Here is a 20,118-nt window from a genome sequence, read left to right on the forward strand (position 1 = left end):
CCTTTATTCAATCGTTCTTTTATACATATTCGATAAGATAGTAAGTTTATTGACTCAGTAATGTTTCTTTTTAATTTAATGGGATGACAAGTCACCAAGTAATTACTAGTTGAATAGTCTAGATGGTGAGGAGGCGGTTAAGATGAAAATGAATAATGACTATCATCATATATACGATTTATGTAAAAAACATATGCATTCTTATGTGCTTGCTGAAACAACAGATGGCTCGCAACTTGATGGTATTATCACCGGTTTGGATGATGAATACGTTTATTTTGCAGTGCCAATTGGTCCGGATGAGCATCAAAACATGCCATCTCTGGAAGACTACCGGCAATTTGGCTATGGGTACCCGGGTTACGGTTATCCTGGGTACGGCTACCCTGGATACGGGTATGGTGGGTATCCGGGATATTACAGACCAAGAAGATTTCGCAGACTTGTGCTCCCACTTGCAGCACTTACAGCATTAAGTATCCTGCCATGGTATTAAAAAAATAATGTAATAGGAAAACCCTTGCCCAACTATTGCTTAAAGGCAAGGGTTCTCTCTAACTTTTTTCAATTAATTACTGTGATCTTCTTTCAAAGCGCCATCACCTAATATAGCAATAGCGACTACAAGAATGCCGGCGAAAACGATAGTGCTAAGAAAGCTGAATGGTTCGCCACCCATACTTGATAATACATAGGAAAGAACGGAACTTATTAATAATGCCCAAATTATTGTCCATATGTAACGCAATGTGAACACCTCATTTTTTCTTTAACTGTCTAAATGAATTCAAACTTCCTTTCCTAGTTTATCAAATCCTTACATAAAATAAAAGTATTATTTCAATAGGGAGGTAGTAGGATGACGCAATTAGTAGCATCTTGCAATGATTGGATTGGTTTTCATCTTGTTGATGATATGTTGGACCATGGATATAAAGTGAATGGAATAGAGGATAGTGCAAAGGAAGATATGTTAACAATGTTTTTTGGTCGAAATAGTTCTTTTCAAATTGTGAATTCAGAGACAAAGGAATATTATGAACATGCCATTCTTACTAATGGAAATAAGAAACTGAGTGAAGTTAACGCAGAACATATATTGGTTATTAACCCGGGTGAAAATAGATCACGAGGTTCAAAAGAAACTTTTATATTCGCGCCCTTGCTTTATGGAGAATGGATGCCAATGAATAAACAAGGTATCATTCACGGTAAAGAGGTTATTCCATTCGATTCGAAACGATTTCAACAGGATGCTATTTATATAAAAGAATTCACTAAATTACTTATCCAATGTATGAAGGTAAAAGAACTTTCTCCTAATTTGTATGTAAAAACAAAGGAAATGACGAAGAGAGAAAAAGAAAAGCTTGAAAATTCCATTTATATTCGTGACAATATACCTAAGAAGAAACGAATAGAGCAGGTTATGAAGCATTATGAACAATTTAAATCGATGTACAATAGTAAGGATTAATTGAATTTGAATGGAGTGCCGAAATGAAAAGAGTTTTTTTCGTCTGTATAATTGGAGTTTCTTTGTTTTTACAAGCTGGGTGCAATTTATTTAGTAAAGGCGAGCTGCAGGCTGTTGGGATGCTCTTTGATAGTCCAATGGAGGAGCAAGCCTGGGGAAAGAAAGGCTATAAAGGCTTAATGGCAATTAAGGAAACACAGGATGTGGATGTATATTATAAAGAAAATATTTATACAGAAAACGATGTTACCCTCGCCGTAAATGAATTTGTGGAAAATGGGGTAAATCTGATTTTTGGTCATAGTAATAGTTTCGGTAAATATTTCAAAGAGATTGCAAACGATTATCCTGATGTCCACTTTGTTTATTTTAATGGGAACATTCATTCCAAAAATTTAACAAGCTTAAAGTTTAATGGAGAAGCCATGGGTTTTTTTGGTGGAATGGTAGCAAGTAAAATGACAGAAACTAATCAGCTGGGGATTATTGGGGCATATGAATGGCAGCCAGAAATTGAAGGGTTCTACGAAGGTGCGAAATATCAAAATCCCTCTGTAGATATTTATGTAAAAATATTAAACACATGGGTTAATAAAGACTTAGCTATAAATATTTATACGAAGATGCTCGCAAATGACATAGATGTGTTTTATCCAACAGGTGATTCGTTTAGTAATGAAGTTATTGAAAGGGCGAAGAAGGCCGATGCGCATACGATAGGGTATGTAGATGATCAATTAAAGTTAGGCAAGCATACTGTTTTAACAAGCACTGTACAGCATGTGGACAGGCTATATGAAATTGCTGCAGAGAGATTTGATAAGGGAAACCTTGATGGTGGGATACTTACATTTGACTTTGGCGATGATGCAATATCGCTCGGTGAATTTAGTCCAATTGTTCCTGAAAGCTTTCAACAAAAAATCAAAGAATCCATTCAGGAATACAAGGAAACAGGAAAGCTGCCAAACGCCCGCTAAAAACTGGACCTCATGTTCAATGATGTTACAGAGCCTGCTATGGGAAGGGTTAGTTACTTTTACTCTTGCAAGTTGCCCATTTATACATTAAAATTAGTACCAAGTCATAATATTTGATAATAAACTTTTTATATATAAGGAGATGGAAATATGAACGTTGGTGTATTAGGTACAGGTCATTACCTTCCAACAAGAGTTTTAACAAACAAGGACATGGAAAAGATTGTCGATACAAATGATGAATGGATCCGGACGCGTACAGGAATTGAAGAACGGAGACTTGCAGAAGATAATGTAGATTCATCTGACATGGCATACCATGCCGCAAAAGGGGCTTTAGAGGAATCTGGTATCACAGCAGAAGATATTGATATGATTCTTGTTGCAACCGTAACACCTGACACGCCATTTCCATCTGTTGCCTGTATGATACAAGATAAATTAGGTGCGAAGAATGCTGCAGCTATGGATATCAGTGCAGCTTGTTCAGGATTTATGTATGGGATGATTACTGCAAAGCAATTTATTGAAACAAAGGCATATAAGCATATTCTCGTTGTTGGTGTAGATAAGTTATCCAAAATTACCAATTGGGAAGACCGTGGAACATGTGTCTTGCTAGGTGATGGTGCAGGAGCCGCTGTTATAGGGGAAGTTGCAGAAGGAAAAGGTATTCTATCCTTTGAGCTTGGTGCAAATGGCGCTGGAGGCAAGGAATTATATCAAAATGAAGATGATCATTTAGTGATGAATGGCCGTGAAGTATATAAATTTGCAGTTAGGCAAATGCCGGAGTCTACTGTAAATGTTATTGAAGAAATTGGTCTAAACAAAGAAGATGTAGACTACTTGATCCCACACCAGGCAAATATCCGGATCATGGACGCCGCGCGTGAACGCTTGGGTATTTCAGAAGACAAAATGGCAAAAACGATTAAGAAATACGGAAATAACTCTTCAGCATCAATCCCAATGGCATTATCAGAAGCAGTTAAAGATGGTAAAATAAAAGATAATGATCTAGTAGTAATGGTTGGCTTTGGTGGCGGTTTGACATGGGGAGCCGTTGCTTTACGCTGGGGAAAGTAAACGAAAATAGAACGGAATGATATAGGAGGTTACCTTATGGATAATAAAAGAGTAGTTGTTACAGGACTTGGAGCAATCACACCTTTAGGCAACAATGTGGAAACCATGTGGGAAAATGTTCTTGCAGGTAAATCCGGAGTTGATTTTGTAACCAGAGTAAACAAAGATGATTTCCCTGCAAAAGTAGCAGCAGAAGTAAAGGATTTTGACCCTACAGTATATATGGACAAAAAAGATGCAAGAAAAATGGATCCATTTACTCAATATGCAGTCGCAGCAGCCAAAATGGCGGTGGAAGATGCCAAATTGACAATTGATGATTCCAATGCACATCGTGTCGGCGTGTGGATCGGCTCTGGAATCGGTGGTATGCAAACATGGGAAGACCAGCATACGAAATTTTTGGAAAAGGGACCGAAGCGTGTTAGTCCATTCTTTGTTCCAATGATGATTCCCGATATGGCAGCAGGCCAGGTATCTATTCAACTAGGAGCAAAGGGAATTAATTCTTGTAGTGTGACCGCATGTGCTTCTGGTGCTAATTCGATCGGTGATGCTTTTAAAGCAGTTCAGCGTGGAGATGTTGATTATATTATAGCAGGGGGCACAGAGGCTCCAATCTCAAATATGGCCTTTGCTGGTTTTTCCTCTGCTAAAGCATTGTCATTAAACGAAGACCCTTCTAAAGCAAGCCGTCCATTTGATAAAAACCGCGATGGTTTTGTTATGGGTGAAGGCTCAGGTATCTTGATCCTGGAAACATTGGAGACTGCTTTGGAGCGTGGGGCTCATATTTATGGGGAAATCGTCGGCTATGGTGCTACCGGAGATGCTTATCACATCACTGCTCCAGCTGAGCATGGTGAAGGTGCAGCCCGGGCAATGCAGATGGCAATTGAAGATGCTGGCTTGCAGCCGGAAAACGTCGACTACGTTAACGCACATGGGACAAGTACCGCATTAAATGATAAATTTGAAACAGAAGCAATTAAAACGGTATTTGGTGAACATGCATATAAGATTGCAGTTTCCTCTACAAAATCAATGACAGGGCATTTACTTGGAGCAGCTGGTGGGATAGAATCAGTTATTTCTTTAAAAACAATTGAGGATAGCGTGATTCCAGCCACTATAAACTATGAAACACCAGATGAAGACTGTGATCTGGATTATGTTCCAAATGAAGCCAGAAAACAAGATGTAGACGTAGTAGTCAGCAATTCTCTAGGGTTTGGTGGACACAACGTGGCATTAGTATTCAAAAAGTATAATTAATATGAGAAAGTAATAAGGAAGGCTGATCAGCATAAGTTGCTGGTCGGTCTTTTTTATTGCTCTGTATCTATTATTGCTCTTGGCAGGCAAAGAGCTTATTAGCTTTAGTGGCAAAGTTTGTTAGATTTTGTAAATTTCATTAATTATCACTTATCTAGGCTATTACGGAGTGTATGACGGACATTGCGGCCAAGAAAACGTGATTGAATGCCCGCCACTCGGGGGGATACAGGGATGAACGTTTAGACATTCTTCATTTTTTACAGGTTAGGCGCATAAAATAGTATTAATTACAGTGTACAAGCATGGGGTGGGGATGGAATGGGGTATATTTTTTTATTTTTAATTGGATTTGGACTTGCTGTAACAGGCGGGGTTACAATTATCGCTTATACAAACTTTCTTCCTGCAGGGGTAACCTGGTTGGAATATTTCAGCTTTATCTTAACAAGACCGGAATGTTATTTTCTTCCGGCAGGGCTAATTTTAATTGCTTTTGTAATTTACCGATTTCCACATAGTCCATAAACTTTACAGATTTAGAATATTTTTCTAGGAGGATGGTCATAATGAATGGTAAATTCACATTTTAAAGTGAGGGTTGTTTTATGTTATATCTGCATGATGTATGGGTAAATTGGTTTGAAGGAGAAGAGAATGGGTATAACGTATGTTATTTTCATGAATGGCGAAAAGAGGATAAAATCGAGTTGTTAGATCAGGTTCCCCTCTTGTACATAACGGAAAATCTATATAACTACATTGAAAATGACATGCATGAACTTCCTAAACCCATGCTGGACGTAATTTATAAACGAGCTTACTCTCGTAAAGGACAAGAAAGAACCGTTATGGAATATGCTGCTATTATTACTGATGGAAATGATATTATGGTAATTGACACGATAGGCTATCAAATTCCTGTTCGGAAAAGCAGATTAATTCCAAGGCAAGAACAACTAGTATATGATATGATCCAAAATACGAAGGCACAATCATTTAAGTTTGACGATAGACATTATAAAAAAGAGTATCATATGCTTTCACTAGAGCCTGAGCTCGTTTTCGGTTTAACTAGAAAAGAACGGCAATTGAAACAGTTATTAATGATGGGGCTTGATCAGCTACGTACAGCGAACAATCTTGGAGAATTACGCTATTGGCTTACGGAATGGGATCCGAAAAACTATCCTTACATTCGCGATTTGAATGAAGACCAAGTTTGGGAAGCATTGTACAATGGTGTGAAGAGAGGTTGGACAAGCTCTCATGAGGATTTGTGTGCAAAACTAATTAAAGGACAGCCTTTCCTTGAAAAATTGTATGAAATGGAAAATGGAAAAGAGGAGAATGCTTCAAAGCTACAATAAGCATGAAGGGTGAGCGTATATTACGTTCACCCTTTGTGTTTACTTCTTCTTTTTAACTCTGCCAAGTCCCATTGCCTTTTTAGCTTTTGCTAAATTTTTATTAGCTGTTAAGGAAGCTTTTTCTGCTCCATGGTCTAATATGGTATCTAATTCTTCTGAATCGAGAAGAGCGTAGTATTTTTCCTGTATTGGTTGCAGTACATCTATAACTGCATTTGCTACGCCTTGTTTAAAATCTCCATAACCTTTGCCTTCGTATTTTGCTTCCAATGCTTCAATGGTTTCTCCTGTGCAACTGGATTCAATTGTTAATAAATTGGATACACCCGGCTTATTCTCTTTATCAAATCGCACTATACCCTCTGAATCTGTAACGGCGCTTTTAATTTTCTTCTCAATTTTCTTTGGTTCGTCGAGCATAGAAATAAAACCTTTTTCGTTGGTATCTGATTTGCTCATTTTCTTCGTTGGCTCCTGTAATGACATGATTCGTGCGCCCACCTTAGGGATTTTCACTTCTGGAACAGTGAAGATATCATTAAAACGGTTATTAAAACGCTGAGCAAGATTACGTGTAAGCTCTAAATGCTGCTTCTGATCCTCACCAACTGGAACGATGTCTGTATTATAAAGTAAGATATCGGAAGCCATTAAAGATGGATAGGTAAATAAAGCGGAAGAAACAGCTTCTTTGCCTTCCGATTTATCTTTAAACTGTGTCATTCTCTCCAACTCACCCATATAACTGATGGATTGTAACATCCATCCAAGCTGTGTATGTGCACTAACTTCGGATTGGATAAATAGTGTAGAGGTTTCCGGGTTAATACCTGAAGCTAGGTAAATCGCTGCGAGTGAACGAATATTTTGTCGTAGTTTCAAACGATCTTGAGGTACAGTAATCGCATGTTCATCTACAATACAAAAATAACAATCATGATCCTCTTGTAACTGCACAAACTGCTGTATTGCTCCCAAATAATTACCAATGGTTAATGTACCACTTGGCTGAATACCTGAAAATATTGTTTTCATCTTGTTCACTCCAATTTTATTTTTTCCCATTAAAAAAAGCCCATTAATCCCTAAAAACAGGGACGAATGAACCGCGGTGCCACCCTAATTATCTTACATTCTTTGTAAGATCGCTTTAATAAATTTCCCAGCTCCAAAGCCCAATTCCAATTTGCCCCGGTACTTGTTTTCACCAACCACAAGTTCTCTAAAAACCTAAGAGTAATTGTACTATATCTTTATCATCGCTGTAAAATATAAATTTTAATTTATTATATACGAATTCCAAACCATAAAGCAAGGATTTGAAGTTTGGAAAAAGAGATTTTTGTTGAAAACACTAAAGAGCTAGTGGGGAAGGGCAGCCCGTCACCACTGTCCCAAAATGGTGTATAAAAGTCCATTGACTTCCATCATTATCAATGGTAAATTATATGAAAATAAAATAAATTATTAATGATCCACTTGGGGTGCCTTTATAAGGGCTGAGATTAAAGTGACTAACTTTGAAACTCAATGAACTTGAGACGGGTAATACCGTCGTAAGGAAGTGGCAGTAATTGATATACGCTAATTTGTATTGATTACTATATATATATTCAAACCACTTTCTTTATGCTTGAAGGAAAGTGGTTTTTTATGTCTACGTAAGTTCACCATTACTTAGAAATTTGATTACAAAATCACAAAACTAGCACTTTGTTCAATCCTTACGGCAGGTGTACTCCATCAAGGCAACATCAATGGTGCGATGAGCAAGAAGGATGATTATGATTTCGTTGTATCGACAACCATTGTTCCAGAAAAGGTGAAAGAAAGGGTCAATAATGGTGTACCGTTATTGACGGGGGAGGGGGTGAAGAAGTTTATAGGATGATAAAGAAAAGGATTTAACATCTTGATACTATCATGAAGTAACTTAATATAGTCAATCACTAGGGGAGCACATTGGTGCTGAGAGAATAAATTCGACCCTTTGAACCTGAACTGGTTAATACTAGCGTAGGGAAGTGCAGGAGAAAGTTCAATTTATTGAATTACTGCAAATCCATTCCTATGTATTAGTGAATGGTTTTTTTATTAAAAAAGGAAGGGGATTTTATAATGAGTAGTTTATTTACAGATCGCTTATGGGAAAAGGTTGGACCAATTTGGAATTCTTATTTGGAGCATCCATTTGTTAAAGGTCTTGGAGAGGGGTGGCTAGATCAAGAGAAATTTAAACATTGGATGAAACAAGATTATGTATATTTAATCGAGTATTCACGGCTCTTCGGTTTAGGGAGTGCAAAATCACAGGACCTAAAGACGATGACACTGTTTGCGGGTCTATTGCACGGTACATTGGACATGGAAATGGATCTTCATCGTGAATATGCCAAGAAATTTAACATATCAAACGAGGAACTAGAAGCTACAGAAGCGGGAGCAACTACGACAGCGTACACGAGTTACATGCTAAATGTATCGCAACAAGGTGGCGTTGAAAATGTTATCGCTTCCGTACTTGCATGCGCTTGGAGCTATAACTTTATTGGAAAAAACCTAGCTAAATGGGAAGGGGCATTAGAACATGAATTTTATGGTCAATGGGTGGAAATGTACGCCTCTCCTGAATTTACGGAGTTAGCTAATACATGTAAAGACTTGATGAATGAAATAACAAGCGGGAAACCTGAACATGAACTAGCTTCCCTGGAGGATATTGTTGTCAAAACAAGCTACTTTGAGTATATGTTTTGGGATATGGCTGAGAGAAAGGAAACGTGGCCAATTAAGTTATTAAAACCTTCCACTCTATAGGCAAAACTAGCAGGAAGTAAGGTGGACAATTTTTTGGTAGATAAGGAGTGGTTTGTATGGATGAAAGAATAGTGCAAATTATTGACCAAGTGGATGAGCGGCAAACAGAGCTCATTGAATTACTAAAGAAATTAATTTCGTTTGAAACACCAGCACCCCCTGCACGAAATACAACGGCGGCCCAAGAGTTTATTGCTGACTATTTGGAAAAGCAAGGATTCGAAATTGACATGTGGGATGTATATCCGGGGGACCCAAACGTTGTTGGGGTATTAAGTGGTGAGGAGTCGGGTGAATATCAAAGTTTAATTATTAATGGGCATGTTGATGTGGCAGAGGTTGGAAATGTGGATCAATGGGAATCAGATCCATTCATGCCAATTGTTAAGGACGATAAAATGATTGGTCGTGGTGCGGCAGATATGAAAGGTGGCCTTGCAGGTGCTTTGTTTGCCATTCAGTTATTAAAGGAAAATGACATTAAATTGCCGGGATCCCTCACATTCCAATCGGTAATCGGTGAAGAGGTAGGAGAAGCAGGGACATTACAGTGCTGTCAGCGTGGTTATCAAGCTGATTTTGCAGTGGTAGTTGATACAAGCGATTTACATATCCAAGGACAGGGTGGCGTAATAACTGGATGGATTACAATCAAGAGTGATAAAACATACCATGATGCGACAAGAAGGAATATGATCCATGCTGGTGGAGGGCTACATGCAGCCAGTGCTATTAACAAGATGACAAAAATCATTAACGGACTGGAGGAATTGGAACGTCACTGGGCTGTTACCAAAAGTTATCCGGGCTTCCTACCTGGAACGAATACCATAAATCCCGCAGTGATTGAAGGTGGGCGCCATGCGGCTTTTATTGCCGACGAATGTCGCTTATGGATTACAGTTCATTATTATCCTGATGAAACATACGAAGAAATTATTAAAGAGGTGGAAACCCATGTATTGAATGTTGCAAATGCCGATCCTTGGTTAAAAGAGAATCTTCCGACATTTAAGTGGGGCGGGGCTTCGATGATTGAAGACCGTGGTGAAATTTTTCCGTCGCTTGAGGTGGATCAAACACATCAAGCAGTTCAATTACTTTCCGCTGCACATAATCATGTTTGTGCTGAAGAGGTAATTTTCAATGTTTCTCAATCTGTTACCGATGGTGGTTGGCTTGGCGATGCAGGTATTCCGACTGCTATTTACGGACCGGGTGATTATCTAAATGCACATAGCGTGAATGAACAGCTATCCATTAGCCAGCTGCTTGATTTTACCAAAGTAATGATGAAGTTTATCTATGAATGGACAACTAGTAAGAGGGTGTTAGGTAATGGAGAAACAACAGCGAAGTGAAACATGTTCAGTAGGGGCAATTCTCTCTAACAAACAGGAGAAAGTGATGGATCATATCGCTTTAGAACTGAAACAGGTTAGTTTTCGTTATTTGGAAGCGGATAAACAGGAACCATTGCTAGATTTGCTTGATCTTAAGGTGAAGGATGGAGAATTTATCAGTATTATTGGGACAAGCGGGTCAGGGAAAACGACATTGTTTCGTTTAATTACTGGATTAGAGGAGCCGGTAAATGGGGGTATTTACATTAACGGAGAATGTCATAGTAATCGACTTGGAAGCGTTGGTTACATGCCACAGCAGGATTTACTAATGCCATGGCGAACCATCTTAAAAAACGCTGTCCTGCCACTTGAATTAAAAGGGATTAATAGCAAAACGGCAGATAAACAGGTACGTGAACTATTAAAGGAATTTGGACTAGGTGGATACGAAAATGAATACCCTAGTGAACTATCAGGCGGGATGAAACAGCGGTTATCGTTTCTTAGGGCCGTGTTAAGTGGATCCAATATCCTCCTTCTAGATGAGCCCTTTAGTGCACTTGATGCGATGACAAAGCAATCGATGCAGGAATGGCTTTTAGGGCAGTGGGAAAAACGTAAACAGACGATTCTTTTTATTACACATGATATAAATGAGGCTTTATTTTTATCTGATCGTATATTTATTTTGACAGAGAAACCAGTTCGAACGTTAAAGGAATTTATTGTGCCGCTTGACCGCCCAAGAAAATTAAGTGATTTAAATAAACATGCTGTCATTAAGACAAAAGAAGAAATAATGGCGCAATTTCAAGTAGAGGCTACGATATGAAAAAATATATTCCCTCTACGCTATTAATCTTTTTGTTTATTATTCTCTGGGAAGTTGTAGCAAGAATGGTAGATCTAGACTTTCTTTTTCCAACACCATCTGCGGTAATAATGGAACTATGGGAATTACGAACAATATTAATCACGGAACATCTACCATCGACATTGTTGATAATTATAATAGGTTTAGCCATTTCCATTTTGTTTGGTGTAGGTTTAGCCATTGCTATGAATCAAAGTAAAGCAGTGGAGCAAACATTTTATCCAATTATTATAATCTCACAGACAATCCCAATTATTGCACTTGCACCAATCTTTGTTTTGTGGTTTGGCTATTCCATTTGGAGCAAAGTGGCGGTTACGATATTAATATCATTCTTTCCGATAACCATTAGTACATTCGATGGATTTCGCTCAAAAAGTAAGGAAATACAGGAATTATTATTAACAATGGGAGCCAGTAGAAAGGATATTTTTCTAAAACTAGATATTCCTTCAGCCATACCTTATTTTTATTCAGGGTTAAAAGTTGCTGTTCCACTGAGTGTGATAGGTGCAGCTATAGGCGAATGGCTCGGCGCACAAGTAGGTCTCGGGTATTTTAGCAGAAGAATGATGACACAATTTGATGGAGCGGGAGTGTTCGCCCCGGTTGTTTTGTTGTCGATGCTGGGAATCCTATTGTTTTTAATTGTTGTCTGGATGGAAGAGCATGTATTGAAATGGAGGAAGTAAAATGAAAAAGTATTTTATCATTAGTATAGGATTACTTGTAGCAATAATACTTGCCGGGTGTGAAGGGGATAACGGGACGAGTGGTGCATCTAATGAAAAGGACTTAGGGAATGTTGATGTCATGTTAGATTGGTATCCAAACGCAGTACATAGTTTCTTGTATGTTGCGCTGGAAAAGGGGTATTTTGAAGAGGAAGGGATAAAGGTTACGATTAAATTTCCTGCAAACCCAACTGACCCACTCAATTTAGCAGCAGCATCGAAGGTTACATTAGGCCTTTATTATCAGCCGGATGTGATCATGGCACGAGCAAATGAGGGTATCCCAGTTAAGTCAACGGGTGCAATCGTTCGTTCACCATTAAATCATTTGGTCTTTAAGGAGAACAGTCCAATTAAAACACCAAAAGATTTGGAAGGTAAAAAAGTTGGCTACCCAGGTATTCCAATTAATGAGGCAATAGTGAGGACAATGGTCGAACATGATGGCGGTAATATCGATGATGTTGAGATGAAAGATGTGGGTTTTGAATTAGGCACAGCTTTGATAGCAGATAAGGTGGATGCTGTTGCCGGGGCCTACGTGAATCATGAAGTTCCAGTATTAGAAAGTAAAGGTTACGATGTCGAATATACAAACCCAACTGATTATGGTGTACCAAGTTATTATGAATTGGTTGCCGTGACAAGTGACAAGACCTGGAATGAGCAACAAGATGAAATTGAAGCCTTTTGGAGGGGGGCGGCGAAAGGTTATGAATATATGAAGGAAAACCCTGAAGATGCACTACAAATTTTACTAGATAATCAGGATGAAGCTAACTTCCCACTTGATAAGGAGGTAGAGGCAAAAAGTATGGAAATACTAATTCCAAAAATGGAATCAGATGAGGGATTTGGGTCGCAGGAAGAACAGTCCTGGCAAGAAACGGCTGAATGGCTAAAAGAAGTGGGAATAATCGAGGAAATTCCTGATATGGATGATATTTTTGTAAATAAATAAACGTGATAAAAAATAACTGGGTTCTGTTAGGATCCCAGTTATTTTATGGTACGGGCACATAAATTATAAATTATCCGCTTCACATCATAAACTCTAAAATAATGTATTCAAGATTGTCTTATTTAATTGTAAAAGTTTTGGGGTTTCATGACACAAAGTCCGCGGTGCCACCCTAATTATTCTGCTTATGCAGAATCGCTTTAATCGTTAGTTAGCTCAAAAGTCCAATTCCAATATACCTTGATACTTGTTTGCACCAACCACAAGCTCTCTAGAAATCATTGGGTAATTTTACTACGCCTTTATCATCGCTAATGATATTGATTTTAGTTTATTATATAAGGCTCTCAATTGAAAAGCAAGAATAAAATATAACCCGTTTTTGGATGAATGTAGTAATCCATGCAAACAGCAGTCTAAGCAAATACTTGCTGCTGTTTGCAGTCCAGTCTTATTGAATTGGTGCTAATTCACTTTCTGTTACCCATTTGTGGTTTGTTACCTTTTCGCCACCGGTTGTTGGGACATAATCTACCATGTATACAGTAGTCTCTTGCGCAGAGTCAATTTTAGCAGTAGCACCGTCCATTCCTTTCATATGAGAGGCATTAATAGTAACCTCAGCTCCAGGTTCCAGTGGTTCTTCTTCCGCGTTTGCAATTTCCTCATGAATGACCCATTTGTGATTTTCTACTCTCTCACCACCTGTTGTTGGGGTGTAAGAAATAGTGTAAACCGTTGTTGTATATGCCCCAGCAATCGTTGCTTCTGCACCTTCCATTCCTGGCATATGGTCTGTAGTAATTTTCGCTTTACTTCCAACTTCATAGGTCGGATTTTTGGTACTATTCAGATCTTCAGGAACTTCACCCGAACTTGAGTGATTCATCTCCCCATGTGAGTCGGAATTATTTTCTTCCGTGGTCTCTGAATTCATCTCCGTATCGGATGATTCTTTTGAGGGAGATTCATCATTACCTTGTCCGCAAGCAGTAAGCGCTATAAGGGAAAATGGCAACAAAAGACTCATTAAAACTTTTTTTAATCTCATTGTATTTACCTCCTAAATAACAATTCTTCCCTACTATACCCATAAAAAATGCAGATTATATGCAGACTTGTTTACATTCTTGAAGAATGTTTTGTAGGGGAAGATAAACAAACAGTCCTTAGACAATAACAAAAACTGACAAAATCTATTATTTTTTATTCAAAAAATGATTATTTTCCTTTATACTGGAAATATAACAGAATGGGAGATTGATAGTTTATGCGATTAGGAAAACACCTAACCTTTGTCAGCGCTATCTTCGTGTGCTTAATGATACCAATCGTTATTAGCGCAGATGAGGCAGAAGTAGCAAACTTACATAAGGAAAGACAGACGAGCATTAAGCCAATTGATGTCGATAAAAAAATGAAGCGATTTACATATGATTCAGGCTATGAATTTGAGTATCCAGACGCAGTCAGAGGAATATATGTAACAGGAAACTCGGCTGGGGGCAGTCGGTTTGAGAAGCTTGTTGATTTAATAGAAAATACAGATTTGAATTCAATGGTTATTGATATTAAAGAAGATCACGGAAACCTTACTTTCAAGCCAGAAGAAGGCTCTCCGTATGAAGATATTGCGAAAAATTTTATTGATGATCCCAAAAAATTAATGAAAACCCTAGAGGAAAAAGAAATTTACCCAATCGCTCGAATTGTTGTATTTAAGGATACAGTATTGGCTAAAAAGCGACCTGATTTATCTTTTACCAAGAATGGTGAAGTATGGACGAATGGAAATGGAGATGCCTTCGTTAGCCCGTTTCAAAAAGAAGTTTGGGAGTATAACATAGAGATTGCAAAGAAAGCAGCAGAAATGGGCTTTCAAGAAATCCAGTTTGATTATGTCCGCTTCCCGGAAGGTTTCGAGCATAGAGACGAAGAGTTAAATTATTCTCTTGGCGACTATAAGGATGCAGATATGAACAACATAAAGAAACGAGTAGAAGCAGTTACTGACTTTGTAGCATATGCGAGGGAAGAGCTCTCTTATTATGATGTAGACGTAGCAGTAGATATTTTTGGATATGCAGCAACCTTAGAAGAGACACCTGGGATTGGTCAAAACTTCTCACGTATATCTAAAAATGTAGATGTTATTTCTTCCATGATTTATCCAAGTCATTGGACATCCTATTTTGGTATTGAGAAACCGGACACGGAGCCATATAAATTGGTGTCTGAGTATGCGAAGGTGGAAAATGAAGTTTTAGGTAAATTGGAAGACCCACCTGTTTCCCGTCCATGGATTCAAGATTTTGAAGCACCTTGGTTGTATAGTGGGACTACCAAACAATATGGAAAAGCAGAGGTTGAGGCTCAGATCAAGGCACTATATGAAAATGACATACACGAGTTTTTATTATGGAATGCAGGAAACTCATACACCGAAAATGTAGACTATAAAGTTGGATTATCAAAATAAAGTTAAACGGAGCAGACCACTAATTATTTAGGGGTCTGTTTTCATATTAAAGAATATAGGTGCACAACCCAACTTCTTTCAAACTTGCGGCAATTTGATTAAAATTCGCTATAAGATCGAGTAATTTGGAATAATATGGGTTGTTCTAAAGAAAAGCTGATGTAAATTGCTCTATTTGGATATCCTACCCTATGAGATGAATTTAACAAATGGATTTAGTTTCGTTATAATAAAGCAGACTACTAAAAAATAAGGAGTAGATCAATGAATTGGTATGAGAAATTGAACGAGTACTTTCCAGTGGAAGAAATGAAATCAAAAGAGCATATGGAGATGCTTTTAGATGAAAAGGGGGATGTATATTACAAAGACGAAAGTCCCCTGCATGTAATGATGTACGCTGAATTCGAAACATTTATTTTTATAGATTATGTATGGGTTTCTTCAAAAGCTCGTGGTCAAGGAACAGGTCATAAACTAATTGAAAAGCTTAAAAAGAAGAATAAGCCAATTATTTTGGAAGTGGAGCCGGTGGATTACGAGGATTCAGATACAGAAAAAAGATTACATTTTTATAATAGAGAAGGCTTTACCCACGCCCAATCAATTGGCTATAATCGACGCTCACTAGCGACGAATGAAGAAACCCCTATGGAAATTCTATATTGGTCACCAAATGATGACTCTGAAGAGGTTATCTTTAAGCAAATGAAGCGAATGTATGAAGATATTCATACGTATAAGGATAAAGAGCTGTACGGAAAGGCATATCAATCCGTAGACGAGGTACTTGTTTATGATGAGGATCGCGATACAGCGGATATTTTAGGAAGTTTAACCTCAAAAGAAAAAGTATAAAACTATTTTTAAAAACCCATCAGTAAGATAGCTGATGGGCTTTTAAATTCTCCTATTCAACTGCCATCCAATTTACGCTCTTTTTCAACAATATAATTTTCAGTGGGTTTAGCTACTGTAGTAAACATATCCAACATAGTTATACGTACGAATTACATTCTCAAGAAATACCCATTTAGGAAAAAACTTTAGATTATTTTCAATTAGAGGGTTTAATTAAAAATGATTAGGGGTAACTTAACATTAGCGGCAGAAATCCATTTCAACAAACATAAAAAAACCCTAATTTTCTTGAATATCCTCTACCTTTCACTAGACAAATGTAGTATACTTTACATAGGGGTTAATTAAACTTATTTTAATTTAATAATCGAATAAGTTAATCCGTGTTTTCGAAATGAAAAAACCCATATCAGAATGAGGAGTGAAGTTTTAATGGTAACACTTTATACCTCACCAAGTTGTACATCTTGCAGAAAAGCAAAAGCATGGTTAGAAGAGCATGATATACCGTTCACTGAACGCAATATATTCTCTGAGCCATTATCACTGGATGAGATCAAAGAAATATTACGTATGACAGAAGATGGTACGGATGAGATCATATCCACACGCTCAAAGGTTTTTCAAAAATTGGATGTTAACATTGAGCAATTGCCAATGAAGGATCTATTCAATTTGATCCAAAAAAATCCTGGTCTGTTACGCAGACCAATCATACTAGATGAAAAACGTCTGCAAGTGGGCTATAACGAAGATGAGATTCGTCGATTTTTACCTAGAACGGTTCGTACGTTTCAATTACGTGAAGCACAACGTATGGTTAACTAATCAGATTCATTAAATAAATTAAAACGCAGATCAGTTGGTGATGATCTGCGTTTTTAATTTTAAATAGCCAATACAAAAGCTGACCGTGTAACCAGTCTGGAAGTCTTACACTTCCAGTGAGTAAGCTTACTCTTTTGTCCATATTAATTTTATGGTGACAAAATGATGGAAATGGTCTACAATATATTATTAACTATTCTATGATTTATGGGCTTTTTAATTTCCAATATGATGGAAGTTGTCATACAATAGGACTAAGAAGGATTATATACTCAAGTCATATAGTTTTATATATAGATTTTAATGAATAAATGGTTAATTGAGGGGACAATGAACCGATTATTATGGTTAACGCTTAGAAAATTAGGGTATAGTTTACTGTAATCTGTTTCATCAAAGGTGAAGTTGTCTCTTCCACCTAACTATTATCAGAAGGGAGAGAATAGATGATGGAAATAGAAAGAATAAATGAAAACACGGTAAAATTTTATATTTCATATATCGATATTGAAGATCGTGGTTTTGAGCGAGAAGAAATCTGGTATAACAGAGAACGTAGTGAACAATTATTCTGGCAAATGATGGATGAAGTTAATTATAAAGAAGAATTTAATGTAGAAGGACCGTTATGGATCCAAGTTCAAGCATTGGAGAAGGGTCTGGAAATTATAGTAACAAAGGCACAGGTTTCTAAAAATGGAGAAAATATTGAGCTTCATACAGAGGACGGCCATACGGTAGATCTTCCTGTTGATAAGAAAATTGAAAACATGTTGGAAGATAAATTCGGTGCGAAGCAGGAAGAAGATACGGAAGAAATGGAAGATGATCACATGGAGGATAACCTCTGGATTATCGTTAATTTTGATGATTTTGAAGATGTTATTCAGTTAAGTCATTATTTCCAGGATATGACTGGCATTACTGAGGAAATCTTGTATTTCTATAAAAATAAATATTATTTATATCTGGAATTCTCTCAAGACGTACTGGATGATAATATACAAGAAGACTTGATTAGCCAAGTATTTGAGTTTGCGAATGATGCGGACATTACAATTCACATGTTAGAAGAGTATGGTAAGAGAATTTTATCTGAAAACACATTTGAGGAAATCAGAGAACATTTCCCTGCTAATATCTAGGCACACTCAATAAAAGAGGGTGTCTTTTTTTTGGGCCTAAAAAAATGTGTTAGGGTGTTAAACTAATTCATAATTTAGATAAAATGCGAAGTAACTTGTGTTGGATGGAGTAATTAATCTTACAGAGGAAGCACCCATTGATTTGCGTTTCAGGCGGACGCTTTCCGCCAGCATGGCCTCAGCCGCTTCCTCCGCTACGCTCCGTCCAGGGTCTTCGCCTCATGCTATTCCGGCAGCCAATCAATTCGTACACAGCATATTCTGGATCTATGTGAACTTAATTTTTCTCCGTAGATATAATAGGAAATAGTAGCGAAGGGGAAATGTGGAGACTCCTGCGGGAGGAGAGGCCTCGATGAGACCCCCGAACGCGCTATAGGGATTGGAAGGCTAAAGTCGCGACGTCGTGTCGCAACGCCTTCATGACCAACATCCTGTTGGCCCGAGGCTCATCAGCCGCCCGCGGAAAGCGGAATATTTCCCCGTAGCGGTGATTTACGCAGCCTCTATATTCTTAGCTAGTTCGTATTTTCCTCCTACTACGAAGAAAAAAACTGCATGTAGTATTGTTTGAACACCTTTTTTACTGCCAAAGAAGGGTTTTTATAATCTTTGTTGAATTATAAACAATGGAGGTGAGCTATTTTATGCTGCAAGCAATGACAAAAAAAGGTGTGTTAGTCACTCTTCCACATGCTACCAGAAATGAAATAATGGAATGGAAGAAAGCACAAATGGAATTTTATTGCCCAGTCTGTAAGGAAAGGGTGATGATGAAGGCAGGAATAAAGAATATTGCTCATTTTGCGCATTATCAAGAAGGTGAGTGTACTGCAAATGAAGGAGGGGAAGGCGCGTATCATGAAAAAGGGAAGCTGGCTCTATATAACTGGGTAGCAGGACAGCAAATAAATGTGCAGCTGGAAGAGTATCTTCCACAAATACAGCAACGTCCCGATATGCTTGTGAACTTGAAAGGAAGAAAAATAGCAATTGAATATCAATGTGTAAGAATCCCTACACATATTATTCAACAAAGAAATAAAGGCTATATGCTTGCCGGTATTACACCAATTTGGATTCTGGGCATGACTCTATTTCAGCGGAAGGTTGCCACTCAATTTAAAATAAACGATTTCTTAACCCAATTTATCCATCAATTTTCTCCTGATTATCCACTATGTATTTACTTTTTCTGTGCAGAAACATTTCAATTTTTATCTATCCATGACATTTATATTCTCCGTACAGGAACAGCTACTGGAAAATTTCATATTCAATCACTTCCTACTATTGGTTTTCTTGATCTTTTTACATCCAAAAAAATAAAACCAAAAGAACTATATACCTTATGGATGAAAGAAAAGCATCGGTTTAGGCTCTATCAACCAACTCGGCTTTTCGGAAAAAGTAAGAAATGGTATCAATGGCTTTATTTAAAAGGGTTACACCGTGAAACACTTCCATCCCTCATACATTTACCTGTAGTCTTTCAGATGAGAATGAAATCTCCCCTATACGAATGGCAGAGTCGACTGCTGTTGGATTATCTTTCCCCTATCCCAATAGGAGCAAGTTTTACGCTTTCCTCCTGTCATACCTTTCTCAGTCGCCATCATCAACTTACTGAGCAATTCCCACTGTTGCATTCACCAGCTAATCCTATTCAGGAATATCTGGAACATTTGGTAGTTCTAAAAATCCTCGATAGACTGAATGGCAACTATGTGAAACGGAGAGAAGTTAAAAAGCCCACTTCATTAGAGAACGCGCTCGCTGCTGACAGAGTTGTTTTGGAAAAGCTTCTTAAACAAAATCCAAGCATGATTCCCCGTTAATTCGTTATACTAAGTTATAAGGATTCCTATTTGCAGGAATTTTC

20 protein-coding genes, 2 riboswitches and 1 other annotated feature are annotated in these 20,118 nt (G+C 37.7%); of the genes, 17 read left to right on the forward strand and 3 right to left on the reverse strand.

The window, feature by feature from the left end; translation table 11 throughout:
- Positions 1 to 142: 142 nt before the first annotated feature.
- Entirely contained in the window at positions 143 to 496 is a 354-nt protein-coding gene (locus X953_RS05155) for a hypothetical protein (RefSeq protein ID WP_084715620.1), read from the forward strand.
- Between the two features lie 72 nt (positions 497 to 568).
- Here the strand turns inward: X953_RS05155 and X953_RS05160 are convergent, their stop codons facing one another.
- Positions 569 to 748, reverse strand: a complete 180-nt coding sequence (locus tag X953_RS05160) for a DUF2929 family protein (protein WP_040954647.1) — start codon at positions 746 to 748, stop codon at positions 569 to 571.
- Between the two features lie 111 nt (positions 749 to 859).
- Here X953_RS05160 and X953_RS05165 point away from each other — a divergent pair, with 111 nt between their 5' ends.
- From X953_RS05165 to X953_RS05190, 6 genes are all read left to right on the forward strand, one after another.
- A complete protein-coding gene (locus X953_RS05165) occupies positions 860 to 1,477 on the forward strand; it encodes a hypothetical protein (protein ID WP_040954648.1) in 618 nt (205 codons plus the stop codon).
- A 23-nt stretch (positions 1,478 to 1,500) separates the two neighbouring features.
- The gene (locus X953_RS05170) at positions 1,501 to 2,457 is read left to right on the forward strand and encodes a BMP family ABC transporter substrate-binding protein (RefSeq protein ID WP_040954649.1); all 957 of its coding nucleotides are present in this window, start codon (positions 1,501 to 1,503) and stop codon (positions 2,455 to 2,457) included.
- 150 nt (positions 2,458 to 2,607) lie between these two features.
- Positions 2,608 to 3,546 (forward strand): beta-ketoacyl-ACP synthase III, encoded by a 939-nt coding sequence (locus X953_RS05175; RefSeq protein ID WP_040954650.1) that lies wholly within the window; start codon positions 2,608 to 2,610, stop codon positions 3,544 to 3,546.
- A 36-nt stretch (positions 3,547 to 3,582) separates the two neighbouring features.
- A complete protein-coding gene (gene fabF / locus X953_RS05180) occupies positions 3,583 to 4,821 on the forward strand; it encodes a beta-ketoacyl-ACP synthase II (protein ID WP_040954651.1) in 1,239 nt (412 codons plus the stop codon).
- Between the two features lie 321 nt (positions 4,822 to 5,142).
- Entirely contained in the window at positions 5,143 to 5,349 is a 207-nt protein-coding gene (locus tag X953_RS05185; RefSeq protein WP_040954652.1) for a hypothetical protein, read from the forward strand.
- A gap of 80 nt (positions 5,350 to 5,429) precedes the next feature.
- The gene (locus X953_RS05190) at positions 5,430 to 6,191 is read left to right on the forward strand and encodes a YjbA family protein (RefSeq protein WP_040954653.1); all 762 of its coding nucleotides are present in this window, start codon (positions 5,430 to 5,432) and stop codon (positions 6,189 to 6,191) included.
- A gap of 39 nt (positions 6,192 to 6,230) precedes the next feature.
- Here the strand turns inward: X953_RS05190 and trpS are convergent, their stop codons facing one another.
- Complete coding sequence (gene trpS, locus X953_RS05195) at positions 6,231 to 7,226, reverse strand: tryptophan--tRNA ligase (protein WP_040954654.1); 996 nt, start codon at positions 7,224 to 7,226, stop codon at positions 6,231 to 6,233.
- A 55-nt stretch (positions 7,227 to 7,281) separates the two neighbouring features.
- Positions 7,282 to 7,460, reverse strand: a binding site (T-box leader).
- A 201-nt stretch (positions 7,461 to 7,661) separates the two neighbouring features.
- A riboswitch (TPP riboswitch) is annotated at positions 7,662 to 7,771 on the forward strand.
- Positions 7,772 to 8,132: 361 nt separating this feature from the next.
- Positions 8,133 to 8,231: riboswitch (TPP riboswitch) on the forward strand.
- 78 nt (positions 8,232 to 8,309) lie between these two features.
- On the opposite strand from trpS, the gene tenA reads away from it, so the two are divergent.
- From tenA to X953_RS05225, 5 genes are read left to right on the forward strand one after another with little or no spacing between them, the layout of a single operon-like run.
- On the forward strand, positions 8,310 to 9,008 hold the full coding sequence (gene tenA / locus X953_RS05205) for a thiaminase II (protein WP_040954655.1): 699 nt from the start codon (positions 8,310 to 8,312) through the stop codon (positions 9,006 to 9,008).
- 56 nt (positions 9,009 to 9,064) lie between these two features.
- Positions 9,065 to 10,369 carry an acetylornithine deacetylase gene (locus tag X953_RS05210; protein ID WP_040954656.1) on the forward strand — a complete coding sequence of 435 codons (1,305 nt, stop codon included), beginning with the start codon at positions 9,065 to 9,067 and terminating at the stop codon, positions 10,367 to 10,369.
- A 46-nt stretch (positions 10,370 to 10,415) separates the two neighbouring features.
- Positions 10,416 to 11,186 (forward strand): ABC transporter ATP-binding protein, encoded by a 771-nt coding sequence (locus tag X953_RS05215; protein ID WP_040956970.1) that lies wholly within the window; start codon positions 10,416 to 10,418, stop codon positions 11,184 to 11,186.
- A complete protein-coding gene (locus X953_RS05220; RefSeq protein ID WP_040954657.1) occupies positions 11,183 to 11,920 on the forward strand; it encodes an ABC transporter permease in 738 nt (245 codons plus the stop codon). Before X953_RS05215 ends, X953_RS05220 begins: the two co-directional genes overlap by 4 nt.
- A 1-nt stretch (position 11,921) precedes the next feature.
- Positions 11,922 to 12,923, forward strand: coding sequence for an ABC transporter substrate-binding protein (locus X953_RS05225; protein ID WP_040954658.1), 1,002 nt, complete (start codon positions 11,922 to 11,924; stop codon positions 12,921 to 12,923).
- A gap of 451 nt (positions 12,924 to 13,374) precedes the next feature.
- Here X953_RS05225 and X953_RS05230 read toward each other — a convergent pair whose 3' ends face one another.
- Positions 13,375 to 13,974: a YdhK family protein gene (locus tag X953_RS05230; RefSeq protein WP_040954659.1), complete on the reverse strand. Its 600-nt coding sequence runs from the start codon at positions 13,972 to 13,974 to the stop codon at positions 13,375 to 13,377.
- A 219-nt stretch (positions 13,975 to 14,193) separates the two neighbouring features.
- Here X953_RS05230 and X953_RS05235 point away from each other — a divergent pair, with 219 nt between their 5' ends.
- From X953_RS05235 to X953_RS19015, 5 genes are all read left to right on the forward strand, one after another.
- Complete coding sequence (locus tag X953_RS05235; RefSeq protein WP_040954660.1) at positions 14,194 to 15,402, forward strand: putative glycoside hydrolase; 1,209 nt, start codon at positions 14,194 to 14,196, stop codon at positions 15,400 to 15,402.
- A gap of 264 nt (positions 15,403 to 15,666) precedes the next feature.
- Positions 15,667 to 16,260: a GNAT family N-acetyltransferase gene (locus X953_RS05240; protein WP_040954661.1), complete on the forward strand. Its 594-nt coding sequence runs from the start codon at positions 15,667 to 15,669 to the stop codon at positions 16,258 to 16,260.
- Positions 16,261 to 16,695: 435 nt separating this feature from the next.
- Positions 16,696 to 17,091, forward strand: coding sequence for a transcriptional regulator SpxA (gene spxA, locus X953_RS05245; RefSeq protein WP_019378978.1), 396 nt, complete (start codon positions 16,696 to 16,698; stop codon positions 17,089 to 17,091).
- Positions 17,092 to 17,540: 449 nt separating this feature from the next.
- Positions 17,541 to 18,236: an adaptor protein MecA gene (gene mecA / locus X953_RS05250; protein WP_040956971.1), complete on the forward strand. Its 696-nt coding sequence runs from the start codon at positions 17,541 to 17,543 to the stop codon at positions 18,234 to 18,236.
- Between the two features lie 647 nt (positions 18,237 to 18,883).
- Complete coding sequence (locus X953_RS19015) at positions 18,884 to 20,074, forward strand: competence protein CoiA (RefSeq protein WP_052350043.1); 1,191 nt, start codon at positions 18,884 to 18,886, stop codon at positions 20,072 to 20,074.
- Positions 20,075 to 20,118: the final 44 nt, after the last annotated feature.

Origin of the sequence: Virgibacillus sp. SK37, assembly GCF_000725285.1 — a bacterium.
Classification (GTDB): Bacteria; Bacillota; Bacilli; order Bacillales; family Amphibacillaceae; genus Virgibacillus_Q.

What these genes read in the sequence shown, in the direction of transcription:
- X953_RS05155 (WP_084715620.1), top strand. Translation starts at nt 143, where the DNA reads ATGAAAATGAATAATGACTATCATCATATATACGATTTATGTAAAAAA.
- X953_RS05165 (WP_040954648.1), top strand. Translation starts at nt 860, where the DNA reads ATGACGCAATTAGTAGCATCTTGCAATGATTGGATTGGTTTTCATCTT.
- X953_RS05170 (WP_040954649.1), top strand. Translation starts at nt 1,501, where the DNA reads ATGAAAAGAGTTTTTTTCGTCTGTATAATTGGAGTTTCTTTGTTTTTA.
- X953_RS05175 (WP_040954650.1), top strand. Translation starts at nt 2,608, where the DNA reads ATGAACGTTGGTGTATTAGGTACAGGTCATTACCTTCCAACAAGAGTT.
- fabF (WP_040954651.1), top strand. Translation starts at nt 3,583, where the DNA reads ATGGATAATAAAAGAGTAGTTGTTACAGGACTTGGAGCAATCACACCT.
- X953_RS05185 (WP_040954652.1), top strand. Translation starts at nt 5,143, where the DNA reads ATGGGGTATATTTTTTTATTTTTAATTGGATTTGGACTTGCTGTAACA.
- X953_RS05190 (WP_040954653.1), top strand. Translation starts at nt 5,430, where the DNA reads ATGTTATATCTGCATGATGTATGGGTAAATTGGTTTGAAGGAGAAGAG.
- trpS (WP_040954654.1), bottom strand. Translation starts at nt 7,226, where the DNA reads ATGAAAACAATATTTTCAGGTATTCAGCCAAGTGGTACATTAACCATT.
- tenA (WP_040954655.1), top strand. Translation starts at nt 8,310, where the DNA reads ATGAGTAGTTTATTTACAGATCGCTTATGGGAAAAGGTTGGACCAATT.
- X953_RS05210 (WP_040954656.1), top strand. Translation starts at nt 9,065, where the DNA reads ATGGATGAAAGAATAGTGCAAATTATTGACCAAGTGGATGAGCGGCAA.
- X953_RS05215 (WP_040956970.1), top strand. Translation starts at nt 10,416, where the DNA reads ATGGATCATATCGCTTTAGAACTGAAACAGGTTAGTTTTCGTTATTTG.
- X953_RS05220 (WP_040954657.1), top strand. Translation starts at nt 11,183, where the DNA reads ATGAAAAAATATATTCCCTCTACGCTATTAATCTTTTTGTTTATTATT.
- X953_RS05225 (WP_040954658.1), top strand. Translation starts at nt 11,922, where the DNA reads ATGAAAAAGTATTTTATCATTAGTATAGGATTACTTGTAGCAATAATA.
- X953_RS05230 (WP_040954659.1), bottom strand. Translation starts at nt 13,974, where the DNA reads ATGAGATTAAAAAAAGTTTTAATGAGTCTTTTGTTGCCATTTTCCCTT.
- X953_RS05235 (WP_040954660.1), top strand. Translation starts at nt 14,194, where the DNA reads ATGCGATTAGGAAAACACCTAACCTTTGTCAGCGCTATCTTCGTGTGC.
- X953_RS05240 (WP_040954661.1), top strand. Translation starts at nt 15,667, where the DNA reads ATGAATTGGTATGAGAAATTGAACGAGTACTTTCCAGTGGAAGAAATG.
- spxA (WP_019378978.1), top strand. Translation starts at nt 16,696, where the DNA reads ATGGTAACACTTTATACCTCACCAAGTTGTACATCTTGCAGAAAAGCA.
- mecA (WP_040956971.1), top strand. Translation starts at nt 17,541, where the DNA reads ATGGAAATAGAAAGAATAAATGAAAACACGGTAAAATTTTATATTTCA.
- X953_RS19015 (WP_052350043.1), top strand. Translation starts at nt 18,884, where the DNA reads ATGCTGCAAGCAATGACAAAAAAAGGTGTGTTAGTCACTCTTCCACAT.